This is a genomic window from Kineosporia sp. NBRC 101731 (assembly GCF_030269305.1).
Classification (GTDB): domain Bacteria; phylum Actinomycetota; class Actinomycetes; order Actinomycetales; family Kineosporiaceae; genus Kineosporia.
In genome coordinates, this window is record NZ_BSTC01000011.1 from 111,442 (window position 1) to 126,017 (window position 14,576).

General features: G+C 67.0%; 18 protein-coding genes. 14 read left to right on the forward strand and 4 right to left on the reverse strand.

Features of this window, described 5'->3' with window-relative positions:
• The first annotated feature begins 26 nt into the window (after nucleotides 1-26).
• Nucleotides 27-905: a LysR family transcriptional regulator gene (locus QSK05_RS26265; RefSeq protein WP_285600005.1), complete on the forward strand. Its 879-nt coding sequence runs from the start codon at nucleotides 27-29 to the stop codon at nucleotides 903-905.
• A gap of 37 nt (nucleotides 906-942) precedes the next feature.
• On the opposite strand, the gene QSK05_RS26270 is transcribed toward QSK05_RS26265, so the two are convergent.
• Nucleotides 943-1,770, reverse strand: coding sequence for a mycofactocin-coupled SDR family oxidoreductase (locus QSK05_RS26270; protein ID WP_285600006.1), 828 nt, complete (start codon nucleotides 1,768-1,770; stop codon nucleotides 943-945).
• A gap of 143 nt (nucleotides 1,771-1,913) precedes the next feature.
• Here QSK05_RS26270 and QSK05_RS26275 point away from each other — a divergent pair, with 143 nt between their 5' ends.
• Nucleotides 1,914-2,531, forward strand: coding sequence for an acyl-CoA-like ligand-binding transcription factor (locus QSK05_RS26275; protein ID WP_285600007.1), 618 nt, complete (start codon nucleotides 1,914-1,916; stop codon nucleotides 2,529-2,531).
• Nucleotides 2,532-2,552: 21 nt separating this feature from the next.
• Here the strand turns inward: QSK05_RS26275 and QSK05_RS26280 are convergent, their stop codons facing one another.
• The 3 genes from QSK05_RS26280 to QSK05_RS26290 form a co-directional block, all read right to left on the reverse strand.
• Complete coding sequence (locus QSK05_RS26280) at nucleotides 2,553-3,923, reverse strand: NAD-dependent succinate-semialdehyde dehydrogenase (RefSeq protein ID WP_285600008.1); 1,371 nt, start codon at nucleotides 3,921-3,923, stop codon at nucleotides 2,553-2,555.
• Nucleotides 3,924-3,984: 61 nt separating this feature from the next.
• Nucleotides 3,985-5,424: a tyrosine-type recombinase/integrase gene (locus tag QSK05_RS26285; RefSeq protein ID WP_285600009.1), complete on the reverse strand. Its 1,440-nt coding sequence runs from the start codon at nucleotides 5,422-5,424 to the stop codon at nucleotides 3,985-3,987.
• Between the two features lie 6 nt (nucleotides 5,425-5,430).
• Nucleotides 5,431-5,859, reverse strand: a complete 429-nt coding sequence (locus QSK05_RS26290) for a hypothetical protein (protein ID WP_285600010.1) — start codon at nucleotides 5,857-5,859, stop codon at nucleotides 5,431-5,433.
• A 229-nt stretch (nucleotides 5,860-6,088) separates the two neighbouring features.
• Here QSK05_RS26290 and QSK05_RS26295 point away from each other — a divergent pair, with 229 nt between their 5' ends.
• The 12 genes from QSK05_RS26295 (at nucleotide 6,089) to QSK05_RS26350 (ending at nucleotide 14,473) form a co-directional block, all read left to right on the forward strand.
• Entirely contained in the window at nucleotides 6,089-6,436 is a 348-nt protein-coding gene (locus tag QSK05_RS26295; RefSeq protein WP_285600011.1) for a hypothetical protein, read from the forward strand.
• Nucleotides 6,433-6,915: a hypothetical protein gene (locus tag QSK05_RS26300; protein ID WP_285600012.1), complete on the forward strand. Its 483-nt coding sequence runs from the start codon at nucleotides 6,433-6,435 to the stop codon at nucleotides 6,913-6,915. Before QSK05_RS26295 ends, QSK05_RS26300 begins: the two co-directional genes overlap by 4 nt.
• 94 nt (nucleotides 6,916-7,009) lie before the next feature.
• Nucleotides 7,010-7,297, forward strand: coding sequence for a hypothetical protein (locus QSK05_RS26305; protein WP_285600013.1), 288 nt, complete (start codon nucleotides 7,010-7,012; stop codon nucleotides 7,295-7,297).
• Entirely contained in the window at nucleotides 7,294-8,781 is a 1,488-nt protein-coding gene (locus QSK05_RS26310) for a hypothetical protein (protein ID WP_285600014.1), read from the forward strand. Before QSK05_RS26305 ends, QSK05_RS26310 begins: the two co-directional genes overlap by 4 nt.
• Nucleotides 8,778-9,152, forward strand: coding sequence for a hypothetical protein (locus QSK05_RS26315; protein ID WP_285600015.1), 375 nt, complete (start codon nucleotides 8,778-8,780; stop codon nucleotides 9,150-9,152). The genes QSK05_RS26310 and QSK05_RS26315 overlap by 4 nt, the downstream gene beginning before the upstream one ends.
• A complete protein-coding gene (locus tag QSK05_RS26320) occupies nucleotides 9,149-9,514 on the forward strand; it encodes a hypothetical protein (protein WP_285600016.1) in 366 nt (121 codons plus the stop codon). Before QSK05_RS26315 ends, QSK05_RS26320 begins: the two co-directional genes overlap by 4 nt.
• A complete protein-coding gene (locus tag QSK05_RS26325; RefSeq protein WP_285600017.1) occupies nucleotides 9,511-10,371 on the forward strand; it encodes a PD-(D/E)XK nuclease-like domain-containing protein in 861 nt (286 codons plus the stop codon). The genes QSK05_RS26320 and QSK05_RS26325 overlap by 4 nt, the downstream gene beginning before the upstream one ends.
• Nucleotides 10,368-11,321, forward strand: a complete 954-nt coding sequence (locus tag QSK05_RS26330; RefSeq protein ID WP_285600018.1) for a hypothetical protein — start codon at nucleotides 10,368-10,370, stop codon at nucleotides 11,319-11,321. Before QSK05_RS26325 ends, QSK05_RS26330 begins: the two co-directional genes overlap by 4 nt.
• A complete protein-coding gene (locus QSK05_RS26335) occupies nucleotides 11,318-11,554 on the forward strand; it encodes a hypothetical protein (RefSeq protein ID WP_285600019.1) in 237 nt (78 codons plus the stop codon). The genes QSK05_RS26330 and QSK05_RS26335 overlap by 4 nt, the downstream gene beginning before the upstream one ends.
• On the forward strand, nucleotides 11,551-11,949 hold the full coding sequence (locus QSK05_RS26340; RefSeq protein WP_285600020.1) for a RusA family crossover junction endodeoxyribonuclease: 399 nt from the start codon (nucleotides 11,551-11,553) through the stop codon (nucleotides 11,947-11,949). Before QSK05_RS26335 ends, QSK05_RS26340 begins: the two co-directional genes overlap by 4 nt.
• Before the next feature lie 331 nt (nucleotides 11,950-12,280).
• The gene (locus tag QSK05_RS26345; RefSeq protein WP_285600021.1) at nucleotides 12,281-13,129 is read left to right on the forward strand and encodes a hypothetical protein; all 849 of its coding nucleotides are present in this window, start codon (nucleotides 12,281-12,283) and stop codon (nucleotides 13,127-13,129) included.
• 237 nt (nucleotides 13,130-13,366) lie between these two features.
• Nucleotides 13,367-14,473 (forward strand): DNA translocase FtsK, encoded by a 1,107-nt coding sequence (locus QSK05_RS26350; protein WP_285600022.1) that lies wholly within the window; start codon nucleotides 13,367-13,369, stop codon nucleotides 14,471-14,473.
• Nucleotides 14,474-14,576: the final 103 nt, after the last annotated feature.

A 14,576-nucleotide genomic window follows, 5' to 3' on the forward strand; every position in this document is an offset into this window, starting at 1 on the left:
CGGGATCTCGCGTACCGTCCGGCGCCATGTTCTCGTTCGAGCAGCTACGCGGTTTCGTCGCCGTGGCCGAGGAACTGCACTTCGGCCGGGCGGCCACCCGGCTGTCGATGACCCAGCCCCCGTTGTCCCGCCTGGTGCAGAAACTGGAACGGGAGGTGGGTGTGCGGCTGTTCGACCGGGACAGCCGCGGCGTGCGGCTGACGCCGGCCGGGACCGCGTTCTACGGGGAGGCCCGGCGGCTGCTGGCGCTCGCGGAGAGCGCGCCGCAGCAGGCGCGGCGCATCTCGGAGGGTTCGGCCGGCACGTTACGGGTGGGCTTCACCGCCGGCGCGGGCTACGGGGTGCTGCCGCGGCTGCTCAACCATCTCTCCGCCCGGCTGCCCGATCTGGAGCTGGAGCTGTTCGAGATGGTCAGCCGCGACCAGGTGGAGGCGGTACAGACCCACGAGATCGATCTGGGGCTGGCGCGTCCGCCGTTCGACGCGGCACTGTTCGGGCACCGGTTACTGATGCGCGAGGCGCTGGTGGTCGCCGTTCCCGACACCCACCCGCTGACGCAACTGGATCGTGCGGTGCAGCCGGACGATCTGGTCGCCGAGCCGCTGATCATGCACTCGGACGCGAAGGCCCGGTACTTCTACGACCTGGTGGTGGGGCTGATGCCGGTGCGGCACGACAACGTCGTGCACTCGGTCAGTCAGATCCTCACCATGGTCTGGCTGGTCCAGGGGGGAAGAGGCGTTGCCCTGGTGCCGCACAGCACCGAGTTGATCCGGGTGGACGGGGTGAGCTTTCTGCCGTTTGCCACCCCGACGCCGAAACCGGTTGAACTGCATCTTCTCTGGGCTCGGGACAGTCAGAACCCGGCACTGCCCGTGGCGCTGGAGGCCTTGAAGGGCCAGTAGACGGCGCCGGGAGGACCGGCGCCGTCTGCACCCGGAACTACAGGGCGCCGCCGGCGTCGACGACGTGCGTCGTGCCGGTGACGTAACGGCCGTCGTCGGTCACCAGGTACATGACCGCGTTGGTGATGTCGATCGGTTCGGTCACCGGCACCGGGAGGGCGTTGAGCGTGTTGGCGGCGACGATAAAGTCGTCGTAGCCCGGCTTCTCCAGGTCGGGGCGGAACAGCGCGTAGGTGGCATCGTTCAGGATCATCGGGGTCTGCACCGTGGTGGGGTGGATGGTGTTGACCCGGATGTTGTGGGGTGCCCACTCCTTCGCGGCGGTCTTCATCAGCGAGACCAGACCGGCCTTGGCGGCCGAGTAGTGGCCGTTGTTGCCGTTGGCGACCATCGCGGCCAGCGAGCTGGTGATGACCACCGAGCCACCCCGTCCACCGTTGATGATGTGGGGAACGGTCGCCTTGAGGGTCTTCCAGGCGCCGGACAGGTTGATGTCGATCATTTCGTTCCACTGGTCCTCGGTGAGGTCCAGCAGCGGGGCCATGCTCGAGATACCGGCGTTGGCCAGGACGATGTCGAGACGGCCGAACTCCGCGACACCCTCCTGGGCGACGGCGGTCAGCGCGGCCAGGTCACGGATGTCGGCCGTGCGGGCGATGATGCGGCGGTCCAGGGCCTCGACGGCCTTGACCGTCTCGGCCAGGTCCTCGGCCGTGGCCGTGGCGTACGGGGCGGACTCGACCTGGTCGACGATGTCGACGGCGATGATGTCGGCACCCTCCTCGGCCAGCTTGATCGCGTGGCTACGGCCCTGCCCGCGAGCAGCTCCGGTGATGAACGCGACCTTGCCTTCGACGCGGCCCATGAGGCTCCTTCGATGGTGGGGGAGAGAAGTTATGGCACAGTGTGACGTAACTTAACGAAGGCGGTTTGCACCTGTCCACCCCGTGATGCACCATTTCATGTCACGGTTTGTTGTGAGGCGCCGTCGGCCGCACCATGACTTCCATGACGCGACCTCCAGGTGGCCGCCCGGCCACGACCAGCGTGCGGGAGCTGGCCGACACGGCGCAGCGGCTGTTTCTGGAACGTGGCTTCGAGAACGTGACCGTCGAGGACATCGCGGTCGCGGCCGGGGTGAGCCGGCGCACCTTCTTCCGGTACTTCTCGACGAAGTCGGATGTGCTGTGGGTGGAGACCCCGGGTGAGAACGAGCAGTTCGCCAAACTCCTGGCCCACGCCGACCCGGCCCTGCCCTACGACCAGGTGATCATCCAGGCCGCGCTGACCACACATCGCATCACCTCGCCCGCGCAGCGCGAATGGGCCCTGCACCGGGCGCAACTGGTGTTCAGTACCCCGGCCGTGCAGGCCCAGATCTGGGGCGCCTTCCAGGAATGGCGCAGCCAGGGAAGGGCTTTCGCGGCCCGGCAGACGGGGCTCGACGAGGCCGGCTTCTTCCCGCTGGCGGTCGGGCAGGCCCTGGTCGCGGCCATGCTCACCGCGCACGAGTACTGGGTCGAGAACCCCGAGACCGAGCTGGAACCGGCTCTGGTGCGGTCTCTCTCGCTACTTCTTCCCCCCGACCCCCGGTTCGTGCGGGATGGAATGCGGGAGGGGCGCTGAGCGTCCCTCCCGCCCTACGCGTCAGTCGGCGATGTAGTACAGCCGCTTGTTGCAGAACTCGTCGAAGCCCAGTGGGCCCAGCTCCCGGCCGAAGCCCGAGCTCTTGGTGCCGCCGAAGGGCAGCTCCGCGGCCTCGCCGGCCGGGGTGTTGACGTTGGTCATGCCGACGTCCAGACGACGGGCGATGCGCTTGGCGCGCTCGGTGTCGACACTGAAGACCGAACCACCCAGACCGAAACGGGTGGCGTTCGCCAGCTCGACCGCCTCGTCCTCACTGCTGACCTTGTAGACCACCGCGACCGGCCCGAACAGCTCCTCGCTGTAGGCCCGCATCTTCGGCGTCACGCCCGTGAGCACGGCGGGGGAGTAGTGGGCCGCCGGGCCCTCACCCAGCACCCCACCGGCGTGCAGGGTCGCGCCCTGGCCGACAGCCTCCTGCACCTGCTCGTCGATCGACTCCGCGGCCCGCCGCGAGGACATCGGGGCGTGGGTGGACGCGTCGATCGCCTTCGCCTTCTCGGTCAGCTGTGCGACGAACTCGTCGTACACCGAGTCCATCACGATCATGCGCTTGTTCGAGTTGCAGACCTGCCCGTTGTTGTAGACCCGGAAGTCCCACGCCGTGGCGGCCAGCTTCGCCACGTCGTCGGTGTCCAGCACCACCATCGGGTCGGAGCCACCCAGCTCCAGCACGCACTTCTTCAGGTACTTGCCCGCCAGCTGCGCCACCACGGCGCCGGCCCGCTCCGAACCGGTCAGCGACACGCCCTGCACGCGCCGGTCGGCGATGATCGTCTCGATCTGCTCGTGCGTGGCGAAGACGTTGACGTACGCACCCTCGGGGACACCCGCGTCCTTCATGATCTGCTCGACGGCCAGCGCCACCTGCGGCACGCTCTCGGCGTGCTTGAGGATCACCGTGTTGCCCAGCACCAGGTTGGGCGCCGCGAACCGGGCGATCTGGTAGGTCGGGAAGTTCCACGGCATGATGCCCAGCACCGGGCCCACCGGGCGACGCTCGACCACGGCCGTGCCACCGGTGTCGCTGCTGGTCGGGATCGTCTGGTCGGCACCCAGCCGCGGACCCTCGGTGGCGTAGTAGTCGAAGATCGCCTGGCTGAACTCCGACTCCTCCTTGCCCTCGTCGTAGGCCTTGCCCATCTCCTGCTGCGACAGCTTCGCCAGCTCGTCGGCGCGCTCGCCGAACAGCTCGGCCACGCGCTTCACCACGGCGGCGCGCTCTTCGAGCGAGCGGCCCCGCCAGGCGGTGAAGGCCGTGTGGGCTCCGGCGATCGCCGACTCGATCTCGGCGTCCGTCGCGAAGGGGAAAGTCTTCAGCACCTCACCGGTAGCGGGGTCGGTGACCTGGTACGACGGCTGCGTAGGGCTCATGCGCTTCTCCTGCAGGGGCTGGTGGTTGCGTCGGGGCTGAGCCTAGTTTGCCGGAGTAGGCTCAGTCTCGGCTGGGGTGAGTGCTGGCGTCAGATAGCTGTTCTGCTACAGGCGCTTCCAGATCCAGGACAAGATCTGGGGCGTTCTCCGGGCGGCGCTGGTCACTTTGCCGGTCACTACGCACATCGGCGGTCGTCTTGGTGCCGCGGCCGGTCTCAAGCTGGGCCGCGATCGCCTCGAGCACCGGGCGTGCACGCTCGGCCCGCACGGTCAGATAGTGCTTCTTCGTGACCGCGCCGTCGGGCGTGTGACCTGCGACCGCGGTGATCACCTCAAGGTCCGACCCTGCCTCGTGCAGGGCCGTGACGGCAGAGGACCGCAAATGCTTCAGCGTCGCTGTCCTGCTGGTCCCGGGCACGATCACATCTTGCATGATGCGGGAGAAGGTCCGCGAGATGTTGCCCGGCTGAAGTGGCCGCCCGTCGACCTGACAAAACACCAGACCATGGTCGGCGTAGTCGGGCCCGTACCGGTCACGCTCGAGGGACTGCTGGGCGTGGTGTGCGTCCAGGCGGGCACCCATGGACCCGATGATCGGCAGGATGCGCCGGCCCGCCTGAGACTTGGGTGGGCCGAAGTAGATTCCCTGATGGGCGCTGCCGCAGAAGGGGCACGCCCATGATCCGGGCTCCCGTACCAGGGCGCGGCGCACGCTGAACTGCTGGCCGGAGGGGTCGCGGTCGTCCCATCGCAGGCCCAGGATCTCGGAGCGCCGCGTGGGCCACAGCACGTACGACCACCACATGGCCTCGAGGCGGTCGCCGGCGATCCGCTCAAGGAACGTCCCGGAGATTTCCCGGCCGACGTCGACGGGCGGGCGGGTGACGACCTGGATGGGCTTGGACCGGTCGACCCAGTTCTGAGTGATGAGGTTGCCGTCGACGGCGTGGCCGAGTGCCGTGTGCAGGATACCGATGATCGTTTTGCGTGTGACCGCCGCCAGTCGCTTGGGGGGCTTCGCGGGGCTCGACTGGTACGTGTACGTGGACAGCGCTTTGGCGACCTGCTGGATGTGGTGGGGTCGAAGCTGTCCGAGACGCACGTGCCCGATGTAGGGGATGACGTGGATGGCGAGCTGGTTCTCGTAGCCGTTGACGGTGTTGGGTCGCAGGCCTTCAACGCGCTCGGGGTCGCCGGGGTCGAAGGCCGTGGCGCGCAGGCCGGCGATCCACTGCTCGAGGAACTGGGCCAGGGTTAGCCCGCGGTCGTGGGCGTACGTGCCATCGCTGATGGCGGTGCGCTTGTCGCGCTGGTCCTGGTCTGCGAGCTCGCGCGTGGGGAAGGTCTCTGACCACTGTGGTTTGCCCAGGAGACCGGTTGCCGGGTCGGGTAGCCCCATGCGGTAGCGCCATCCGACGGGGCAGGAGCACCAGCGCCCCCGCTTGTCCTTCTTCGGGTGGCGGGAGCAGTCCTTTTTGGCTTCGGACCAGGCGCGTGGCATGAGCGCTCAGGCGTCGGGGTCGATGCCGTGCTCGGCGAGGAGGGCGCGTAGGCGGGTCTCTTCTTCCTGCTGATCGCAGAGGAGGGAGATGACCATGTGGGCGGCGCGCCTTTTGGATCCGGTGAGGGTGTGGGCGCGTGCGTCGAGGCCTGCCGTGAAGGTGCTGGCGCTGGCGGTGTCTTTGATGCCGACCTCGCGGGCGAAGAGTGCGAGGACGTCCCACTCGGGCAGGCGCAGTGACGCGGCGACGGCCTTGACGTTCTTGGTGCGGGGGATGTCGGTGAATTGCTCGTCGGGGTCGAGCATGCGGTAGGCGGTGGTCTTGTCGACGCCTGCGGCTTTGGCGAGCCAGGGGCCGGGTTTTTCGTCGGTGATGCGGGCGGCTGCGTCGCGGAGCACCTCGTGTCGGCGCGGCATATCGGGCTTGGTGGGCATAGGTGGATGCTCCGGTCATTCATCGCTTATGGCAAACACGGCTGGGGGCCAGCCTACAAAAGTTGAGTTACGAACCGATCGTGAACGTCGGACGAGATCCCCGTCCATCCGGGCAGGTAGTCGCGGGAAAGGCGCGTCGCAGATTGACCAGAGTAGGATTAGGTCCTACTCTTGAAGTATCAGAAGCAAGGGTGCGCAAGGCGTACTACGGGTGGCATGGGGGCAGAGCATGGCCGAACGTATCCAGTGGGTGATCCTGCGCCGCGGGGTTGAGCTGGGATACCGCCTGGATGCCGTCGGTCTGACGGTCGATGGACTGGCTGAGGTCGTCCCGCTGACTGCCGTCCAGATCAATAAGGTCATCCGCGGCGAAGCCCGCGTCAAAGCGTTCGTCGCGGAAGCGATCCTCGCTGCAATCAGTCCGCGTCTGGAGTTCGATCGCTTCTTCGAGAGCGTTTCCCGCACGTCCAAAGGGTTGGATCTAATCCCACAGGCGCGTCGTACAATGCCTGTCGGGCCCCGGGAAATTGACCCAACCGGGCGAGGCTCCATCCTGGCCGGACGGGGGACCCAGTGAGCAGGGCGACTGACCTATCGGTGCTCCTGCCGCTGCCCCTGACCGTCCCGTTCCTGACCGCTGCCCGAGCGCACGGACTCGACCGGTCCGCGGCGTTCCGCGCCAAGCGAGCCCAGCGACTCCCGTTCCGGCTCCTGTCGGTAGGGGAGCGCTGCCACCAGGCCCTCACCATCGACCTCATCGACCACTTCGGGCCGGACGCCCGAGTGCTCGACCTGATCGGCGACGCCCCAGGGATCGCGTTGCGGGACCTTCTGGACGGGGACATCTCGTTGCCGCTCGCTCAGGCGGGGGCGTTCTTCCGCCGCGACCCGAGCACCACGTACTTCCTGCGACGCCGGGGAATGCTCCCGTTCCCTCTGGTCGGCGACGGCCGGGCCGCAAAGGCTCCCGTGTACGGGCTCCTGGAAGCGGCCGGATTCACGGGCGAGCAGATCGTCCACCTGCGGGACATCACCGCGGCCTCGAAGGCCGCCTAAGAGCTGGCGGCGGCGCCCGGCTGCTGATCGCGTCGGGGCCGCCGCCCACCAACCCATTACCAGGGCACCGCCATGCCCAGATGAGGAGATCACAGTGAGTCTGACACAGGTCGAGAGCGCCGTGCCGGTCTTGGATCCGGCGCCGATGCCGCCGGAGACGATGATCCGCGCCCAGGTCGCGACGGAGCGCGGGTGCAAGTCCCGCGAGGACGTCGTGGTCATGGTGAAGATCGCGGGCGAGGCGCAGAACATGTGGATTATCCCGGCGGAGGTCGACGACTTCCGTGGCTGGGTCCGCGATTCGGAGATCGTCGCCGTCGTCGAGGTGCTGTACGCGCCCACCCCGGTCGTGCCGGCGCAGCGGGTCGGGAGTGCGGCGTGAGCAACGACTACCGGCACGGCCTGAACATCACAGCCCTGGTCGAGTCTGGTTCGGATCGCAGCTACCCCGACGACCCGACGCAGGCTCGCCAGTGGGCGCACTTGCTGCCATCTGGCGAGTACCGCATAGACGGTGACCAGAACTGGACTCGCGATGGCCGTGGTCTGGAGGCGAAGAACTGGGACCGCCCGCAGGAGCTCGTTTTTCCGGAAGGGACGCGCATCGTCCACCGCGACATCTCCATCGGTTACGGCCCATGGGTCGATCAGGAGACGGGCGCGGCTGCCGCCGCTGCTAAGTCGTTCGACCTCAAGATCGGCGACACCGTGCGCGTAGTCGGATGCACGACCGCGGCTCATGTCGGTCTGGTCGGCAAGCTCATGGACAACCCCGAGCACGACGGTCCGACGGTGGATCTCGGTGATCAGTTTGCCGGGACCACCGACGGTGGCCCCTGCTGGGCGGATGAGGTCGCTCCCGTCTGGCAGGTCGGCGAGGGGGTCACTGAGGAGCCTCCGATCGGGACCACGGTTCGCGTCGGCCACGGCTACTTCCGGCGCGGCACCGACGGTAGCTGGTTCGACCTGTCTGACATGAACCGCTATTCGTGGGCCGACCTCCTGGCCATGGCTACCACGAATGGCGTGGATGTCATCTACGTTTCCGATTCCGAGGCCCGGCCCACCTTCGTCGTCGGCGAGGTGGTCACCCCCGAGATGGGCGAGCCACCCGTGGGTTCGGCGGTCAAGGATCGCGACGGGGACCTGTGGACGCACAGGGCCACTTGGGTGAGTGCGGGCTCGACCCTGACTGGCTGGTCCAGCGCAAAGGGGTACGGACCCCTCACCCTCGTCTCCCTGCCCGACCAGCCCACCGAATCCCATGCCCCACAGCCGAAGTCGCAGGAGGTTCCGACGGGTGGCATTCCTGACGCAACGGTCGCCGAGGATGGCCCACCCATCCACGACGACGTGAAGCAGGGCGACAAAGTCACCATCACCGGGACCGTGGCCAGCGTCGGTAAGCACAGCGGACTGCCGGGGTTCTGGGTGGACGACGTGGATCACAGCAGGCAGGAAATCCATGTCACGGATCGCAAGGTTTCGATCGCCCGGCCATCGACGGCGGAGGCCCGCGAGGTGCCGCTGAGTGAGATGCGTGATGGGGATGTGGTCTCGGCGTCGTTCGTGTTCAGGAGTGATCGCACCGACGAAGGGCACTGGAGTGACGGACTGCTGGCAGCCGACGCGGCGGGTGGGTGGCTGGTGTTGCAGGAAGCGTCGGCAACCCGACCCATCAAGGCCCTCCCCACCACTCCCGGCAAGGCCGTGCTAGCCACCATCAGGTACCCGTCGGGCCAGGAGTTCAACAGGGTCATCGGGCTCGACCAGTCGGGCCAGTGGTACGAGATTCTGGATCGCGAGCCTGTAAACGTCGATCAGGTGCTGGACTTCGTGAAGCTGCTGGCGGGTGAGGAGCGATGAGCGCGGACCGTCTGCACCTCTGGGATTACGACCACCCGTACTACGCATGCGAAGGCAACTACTACAAGCGCGATCACGCGCACCGATGGGCGTCCTGGGCTGAGTTCATGAGCGAACTCGGCTCGTCGGACGAGGACCTGAACCTGATCTACCGGTGGGACTGGTTCACCCCTGACCCGACCGATTATGAGGATGGCGAAGAGATCCCGTCGGAGCGAATCAACCTGTTCTTCATCTTGCAGCGCAAGGCCATCTGCATGTCCGCGCACATCGACGTGACCCGCGACCAGGAGCCAGAGATCCGCGCCTTCCTCGTCAAGCGCGCCCGGACCGTAGCGCAAATCTGGGAACCGATTGGAGTTGAACTGTGAACCTTCCCGATGACACGTTCCTCGGCTACCTGATCTGCGATGAGGCCTGGTACGCCGAGACACTGAGGCGAACGGGTGCCGCGAGGAAGTACCCCGAGATCATGGTCTCGGCTTCGGCGCGCGGCGGTGGCTGTGCGTGGGAGTTCCCGATCGAGGAGTTCGAGCTCGGTGGGAGGATGGTTACTCGGGCCCGGATTTTCAACGAGTCCTATGTGGCATTCCAGCAGGTCCCGGAACTGTTCGAGCTGCTGGCCGAACGCCGCCCGCAGACCTTGCAGCATGTCCGGGAGATCCTGGATGAGCTGGGCGCTGTCGATGAAACCCAGCGCGTCACACCCGAGCGCTACCGGACGTTGTCGTGAGCGTCGCGGAACTGGGCGCCGGCCACCCGACGGTCATCACCGAGCCCGGCATGTATGACCTACCGGAGAGGGTGTACCTGTCAGACCCGACACCAAACGGCTCGATGTCGTCGTCGACAGCGAGGCGCATTCTCAAGCCGGGCGGGCCGCGGCGCGTGCAGTGGGAGCGCAAGCACCCGCAGTTCAAGGACGCATACGACCTGGGCACCGTTACCCACCTGCACGTGCTCGGCAAGGGCGCCGAAGTGGTCGAGGTCGAGGCGTCGTCATGGCAGACCAAAGCGGCGCAGGCCGAGCGGGATGCGGCACGCGCCGAGGGCAAGACGCCAATCTTGACGAAGGATCTGCTGAAGGCGAAGGCCATGGCCCGAGCGGTCCTCTCCCACAAGCGGGTCCGTGAACTGGGGCTGTTCAAGGACGGGAATGGCCTGGCTGAGCAGTCGATCTTCTGGGATGACGAGGAGCACGGGATCACGCGTCGGGCGATGCTCGACTGGTTTGGTGACATCCCCGCGGACCTGAAGACGACGAACGATGCGTCACCTGAGGCGATCGCGAAAGCTGTTTACAGCTACGGGTATGACCAGCAGGACGACTGGTATCGGGCGGCGATCCGCTCCACCGGGCACGATGACAACCCGCCGTTCCTGTTCGTTTTCGTCGAGACCGAGGCGCCGCACTTCGTGGCCGTGGTCGAGCTCGATGACGCGTTCCTGGACCGGGGAGAGCGCCGCAACCGGGCGGGCATGGAGCGGTGGGCCAACTGCCGGGAGTCGGGGATCTGGCCCGGTTACACCGAAGAGATTCAGACCATCAGCCCGCCGCGGTGGGCACGCTACGAGGGGGACGACCTGTGACTGTCGAGACTTACACCATGCCCGAGGTTCCCGAAGCCAGTGGGAACCTGGACGGCCTGATCCAGTGGACGCAGGCCGCCGACGCGGTCTACAAGGTCGCGCAGAAGATCTGTGAGACCACGTTCTGCCCGGCCGCGTACCAGCGGAAGCCGTTCGAGGCGACTGCCGCGATCCTCGCTGGTTCGGAGGTCGGTCTCTCGCCGATGGCTGCACTGAAGGCATTCGATGTCATCCAGGGCCAGGCTGCGCCTCGCGCGATCACGTTGCGGGCCATCGTGCAGTCCCGTGGCCACACGATCGAGGTCGTCGAGCAGACGGGCGTCCGGGCCGTCGTCCGCGGCCGGCGGGTGGGCCAGGACGAGTGGCAGACGTCGACGTGGGATCTGGACCGGGCCCGTGGTCTCCAGCTCTTGTCGAAGGACAACTGGAAGAAGCAGCCGGGCGCGATGCTGGTGGCGCGTGCGACGTCGGAGTGTGCGCGGCTCATCGCGGCTGACGCAATCCTCGGTATCCCGTACTGCGCGGAGGAGCTGGAGGACGGCGTCTACCAGGTCACGGAGGCGCGTCCCGGCCGGGCGAAGGTTGCCGGGCGGGCGCTGGAGGCGATCCCGGACCAGCGTGCGCCGGAGGTCGAGGCGACAGCCATCGAGAGTGGCGAGCCGCAAGCTCGGGCGGACGTCAGCGGTTCGGTCGAGATGATCGACCAGGAGCAGGTGGCAGCGCTGGGTGAGATCTGGAAGGCGCTGAAGGTCACTGCGCGGGAACGCAAGGCTCGCGTTACGGCGGCTGTCATCGGGCGTGAGGTGGCGTCTTCGACGGACATGACGTACGCGGAGGCCGACAAGCTGCTGTTGGAGCTGGCTGAGGTCATGGCGTGCGAGGACCCGGCGGCCGAGTTGGACCTGATTGTGGCCCGAGCGCCTGGCGACGTCGTTCCGGAGCCGAAGTGATCCGCGAGCCGGGCGGCCCCCGGTTCCGTCGTGCCGCGGAGATGCTCCGCGATGACCCGTGGCTGGTCGACGAGACGGTCAGCAACAGCGCTGCGGGCAATCTCGACGAGGCGGCGCTGTTGCTGGATCGTGCGTTGATCGGTGACGTGGATGAGCGGCTGTCGACGGTGGACTGGCCGATGCTGTGGGTGGTCGTCCGCCGTGTCGAGCGGGAAGCGACGGTCCCGGCATGACCCATGTCGAGACCAGGTTCGAGCTGGTCTTCCCGGTCGCTGACGTGAAGCTGTTCATCAACGCGAACGACCGCACCCACTGGCGGGTGCGTCATCGCAAGACGAAGCACTGGCGGGGCGTGGCCAAGTTGATGGCCTCTTCGGCCCGGAATCGTGGCGGGTTGCCGCTGATGGAGCGTGCGGCGATCACGGTGTGGTTCACGTTTCCGACGTTGCACCGGCGCGACGTTGCGAACCTCTACCCAACGGCGAAAGCACTTCTCGACGGCGTGGTTGATGCTGGGGTCCTCCCGGACGACAACGACAAGCACGTGCTGGGCCCGGACTGCCGGCGCGAGCCGGGTAAGGGGCCGTTGTCGATGCGGATGGTGTTCGAGCCGCTAGATCCCTCGTGACCGCGCCCCGGTGTGTGGTGCGGGTGGTGTGCGCGTCGGAGTCGTGCTGGCTGGCCGCTGAGCTCCCGGCTGCGGTGTGCCGGGTGACCTCGGACGAGCATGGCCTGATTCTGATGTGGCCGTGTGGCGGGTGCGGGTGTGGCTGGGTCCGCCCTGTGGGCAAGGACCAGGTCGCGCTGCTGCGGGCGTCGGCGGTCGAGTGGACGCCAGGGGCGCTGGCCCTGGCGGCGCGGCTGCTGCATCCCGCAGGGCTCTGACGTGTGGCTCTCGCGCCCGGCCGATCTCCGGGCGCGGGGGCGACACATCAGTGTCGATGAAACAAGGAGCTGAGATGGGCAAGAGCAATGACGTTTCGGTAGAGGTCATCGATCCGGCGAGGGCTACCGCACTGCTTGCCACACAGAAGAAGAACCGCCTGCTGGGGCATGACAAGGTGAAGCAGTATGCGGGCGACATGAAGGCCGGCCGTTGGCGTTCCCGCTGCAGCACTCTGCATATTGACTGGAACGGCGCCTTGATCGACGGTCAGCATCGGCTGCACGCGGTCATTGCTGCGGGCTTGGGGCAAGAGTTCATTGTGAGCCGCGGCCACGATCCAGATGACCAGAACCATCTGGACAACGGCAAGAACAGGACCGCGGCCCAGCAGATGGGCCTGAACGGCGTGCCTGTCCCCGGAAAGCAGGCACCTGTGGCGCGCAACCTTCGGGCGTTCGACGAGGGCGCCCTGCAGGCGAGCATGGGCAACAGGAGCGGTGGCGCCTTCCCGGCGAAGCTCGCAACGATGGAAGCCCAGAAGGCCGAGGAGAAACTGATCCTGTGGGCTATCGGTCTGGCGGGGCCGAAGGCGGTCAAGCGGACGGCGTTCTCGGCGGCGTCGCTGCATTCTGCGGCGGCAATCATCGTCCGGCAGAGCGAGCTTCCTGCAGTGACCGCGGAGGCGGTGGAGGAGTTCTTCGATGAGTGGCTGAACCCGAAGCGGCCGATCGTCAGCAAGGCCATCACGTGGTTGAACGCCCTGGATCCCGGCACGTACACCAGCAAGCCGGGGCCCGCTCAGGTGGGGGCGTTGATCCGATCGTGGAACGACCACCGTGGAGGACATCGGTCGCGGTCTGGTGTCGCCTTGCAGGGCAAGGACGGGAAGTGGATTCCGTTCCCTGACCAAATCGCTCCTTAACGTGCCCCGCCGGCATCCTCGCCGCCGTGTTCCCCCGCCGCGCCGGACCAGTTGGTTGGTTTGCTCGAAGCGGTGCATGGACGAGGCGGAAGCTGGCCGAGTCCTGGCCCGGTACCGCGATCGCCGGGAGCGTGGCTGGGCGGATCCAACGAGGCCGTACACGGCCATCTATGAGTGCAGCGTCTGCGGTACAGGCGTCTGGCATTTGACGACGAAACCACAAGGGGAGAAGACGAAGTGACAACGACTGAGGATGAGATCGTTCCGGACGACACGTCCGCGCTGGGTACACCGGTGGACACGGGGCCGGCCCGGATGATCCTGAAGGTGTCGGCGCGCGACCTGCGGGCGGGCCTGACGTCGGTGAAGGAGCACCAGTCGCTGGATGACCTGCTCCCGGAGCTGTGCCGGATGCGGGCCTACGTGCGGTCGGGGAATCTGTTCCTCTCGGCCACGGACCGGTTCACGCTGGGCATGGCGTGTGTGTCCGTGTGGGAGAACGAGTACGACGATGACGGCGAGTTCTTCGACCTGTCCCGGGTGCAGGTCGGCGAGATGCTGGCGATGTTCAAGGCGGGCAAGTCGTCAGACGACATCGCCGATGACTTCCTGGAGATCAGGGTGTCGGACCGGTTCATCGTGGTGACCGATGTCGCGGGCATGATCCCGGGCAAGTCGGTGTCGTGGCCGCGGATCGAGAACGCCGACGGGTTCCCGAATCTGGTCGACATGATGGGTCGGATTCAGGGCCTGGCCGGGACGGCGACCAGTAGCGCGATGCACACCAACGGGAAGATGCTCAAGCGGTTCGACGCGGCCACGAAGGTGTACGAGAACGTCCTGACGATCCGTCCGACAGGCGAGAAGGCCGGGGCTTTGGCGATGGCATGCGGGGAGTCGTTCCGCGGCGCGCTGATGCCGGTGCCGCTGGCCGAGTTGGCGCTGGCCGAGTTGGAGGCGAACGACCGGGCGTGGGATCAGTGGCTTGGGGCCGTGGACATCGGTACGGGCGAGCTCCCGCCGATCGTGCCGGCCCCACGTGACCCGGAGCCCGACGTCGCCGAGGTCGAGGTGCTGGCCGGCCAGACGGACGCGGTCGAGGCCGCTGGTCTGGAGCTCCTGATCGCTGCGGCCGAGCTGGTGGTCACCGAGCAGTACTGCACGAAGGCGATGTTGCAGCGGAAGCTCCGGGTCGGGTTCGTGAAGGCCGCGGATCTCCTGATCGAGCTGGAGCAGGAGAACATCGTGGGCCCGGAGGCGGACGAGAAGTTCCCGGTGCTGGTTGCGGTCGAGGATCTGCCGGAGCTTCTCGCTGATCTGCGGGAGGGCCCGGCCAGCGAGTAGGAAGGTTGAGGCGCGCCCTTGTGTCGGTATCTGAAACCGCGAAAGTGGGATACGATCCGTCACGAGGGCGCGCTTCTGCGTCCGGATAAAGCTGAAGGCCAGC

What these genes read in the sequence shown, in the direction of transcription:
- QSK05_RS26345 (WP_285600021.1), top strand. Translation starts at nt 12,281, where the DNA reads ATGGGCAAGAGCAATGACGTTTCGGTAGAGGTCATCGATCCGGCGAGG.
- QSK05_RS26280 (WP_285600008.1), bottom strand. Translation starts at nt 3,923, where the DNA reads ATGAGCCCTACGCAGCCGTCGTACCAGGTCACCGACCCCGCTACCGGT.
- QSK05_RS26340 (WP_285600020.1), top strand. Translation starts at nt 11,551, where the DNA reads ATGACCCATGTCGAGACCAGGTTCGAGCTGGTCTTCCCGGTCGCTGAC.
- QSK05_RS26290 (WP_285600010.1), bottom strand. Translation starts at nt 5,859, where the DNA reads ATGCCCACCAAGCCCGATATGCCGCGCCGACACGAGGTGCTCCGCGAC.
- QSK05_RS26285 (WP_285600009.1), bottom strand. Translation starts at nt 5,424, where the DNA reads ATGCCACGCGCCTGGTCCGAAGCCAAAAAGGACTGCTCCCGCCACCCG.
- QSK05_RS26275 (WP_285600007.1), top strand. Translation starts at nt 1,914, where the DNA reads ATGACGCGACCTCCAGGTGGCCGCCCGGCCACGACCAGCGTGCGGGAG.
- QSK05_RS26265 (WP_285600005.1), top strand. Translation starts at nt 27, where the DNA reads ATGTTCTCGTTCGAGCAGCTACGCGGTTTCGTCGCCGTGGCCGAGGAA.
- QSK05_RS26270 (WP_285600006.1), bottom strand. Translation starts at nt 1,770, where the DNA reads ATGGGCCGCGTCGAAGGCAAGGTCGCGTTCATCACCGGAGCTGCTCGC.
- QSK05_RS26315 (WP_285600015.1), top strand. Translation starts at nt 8,778, where the DNA reads ATGAGCGCGGACCGTCTGCACCTCTGGGATTACGACCACCCGTACTAC.
- QSK05_RS26295 (WP_285600011.1), top strand. Translation starts at nt 6,089, where the DNA reads ATGGCCGAACGTATCCAGTGGGTGATCCTGCGCCGCGGGGTTGAGCTG.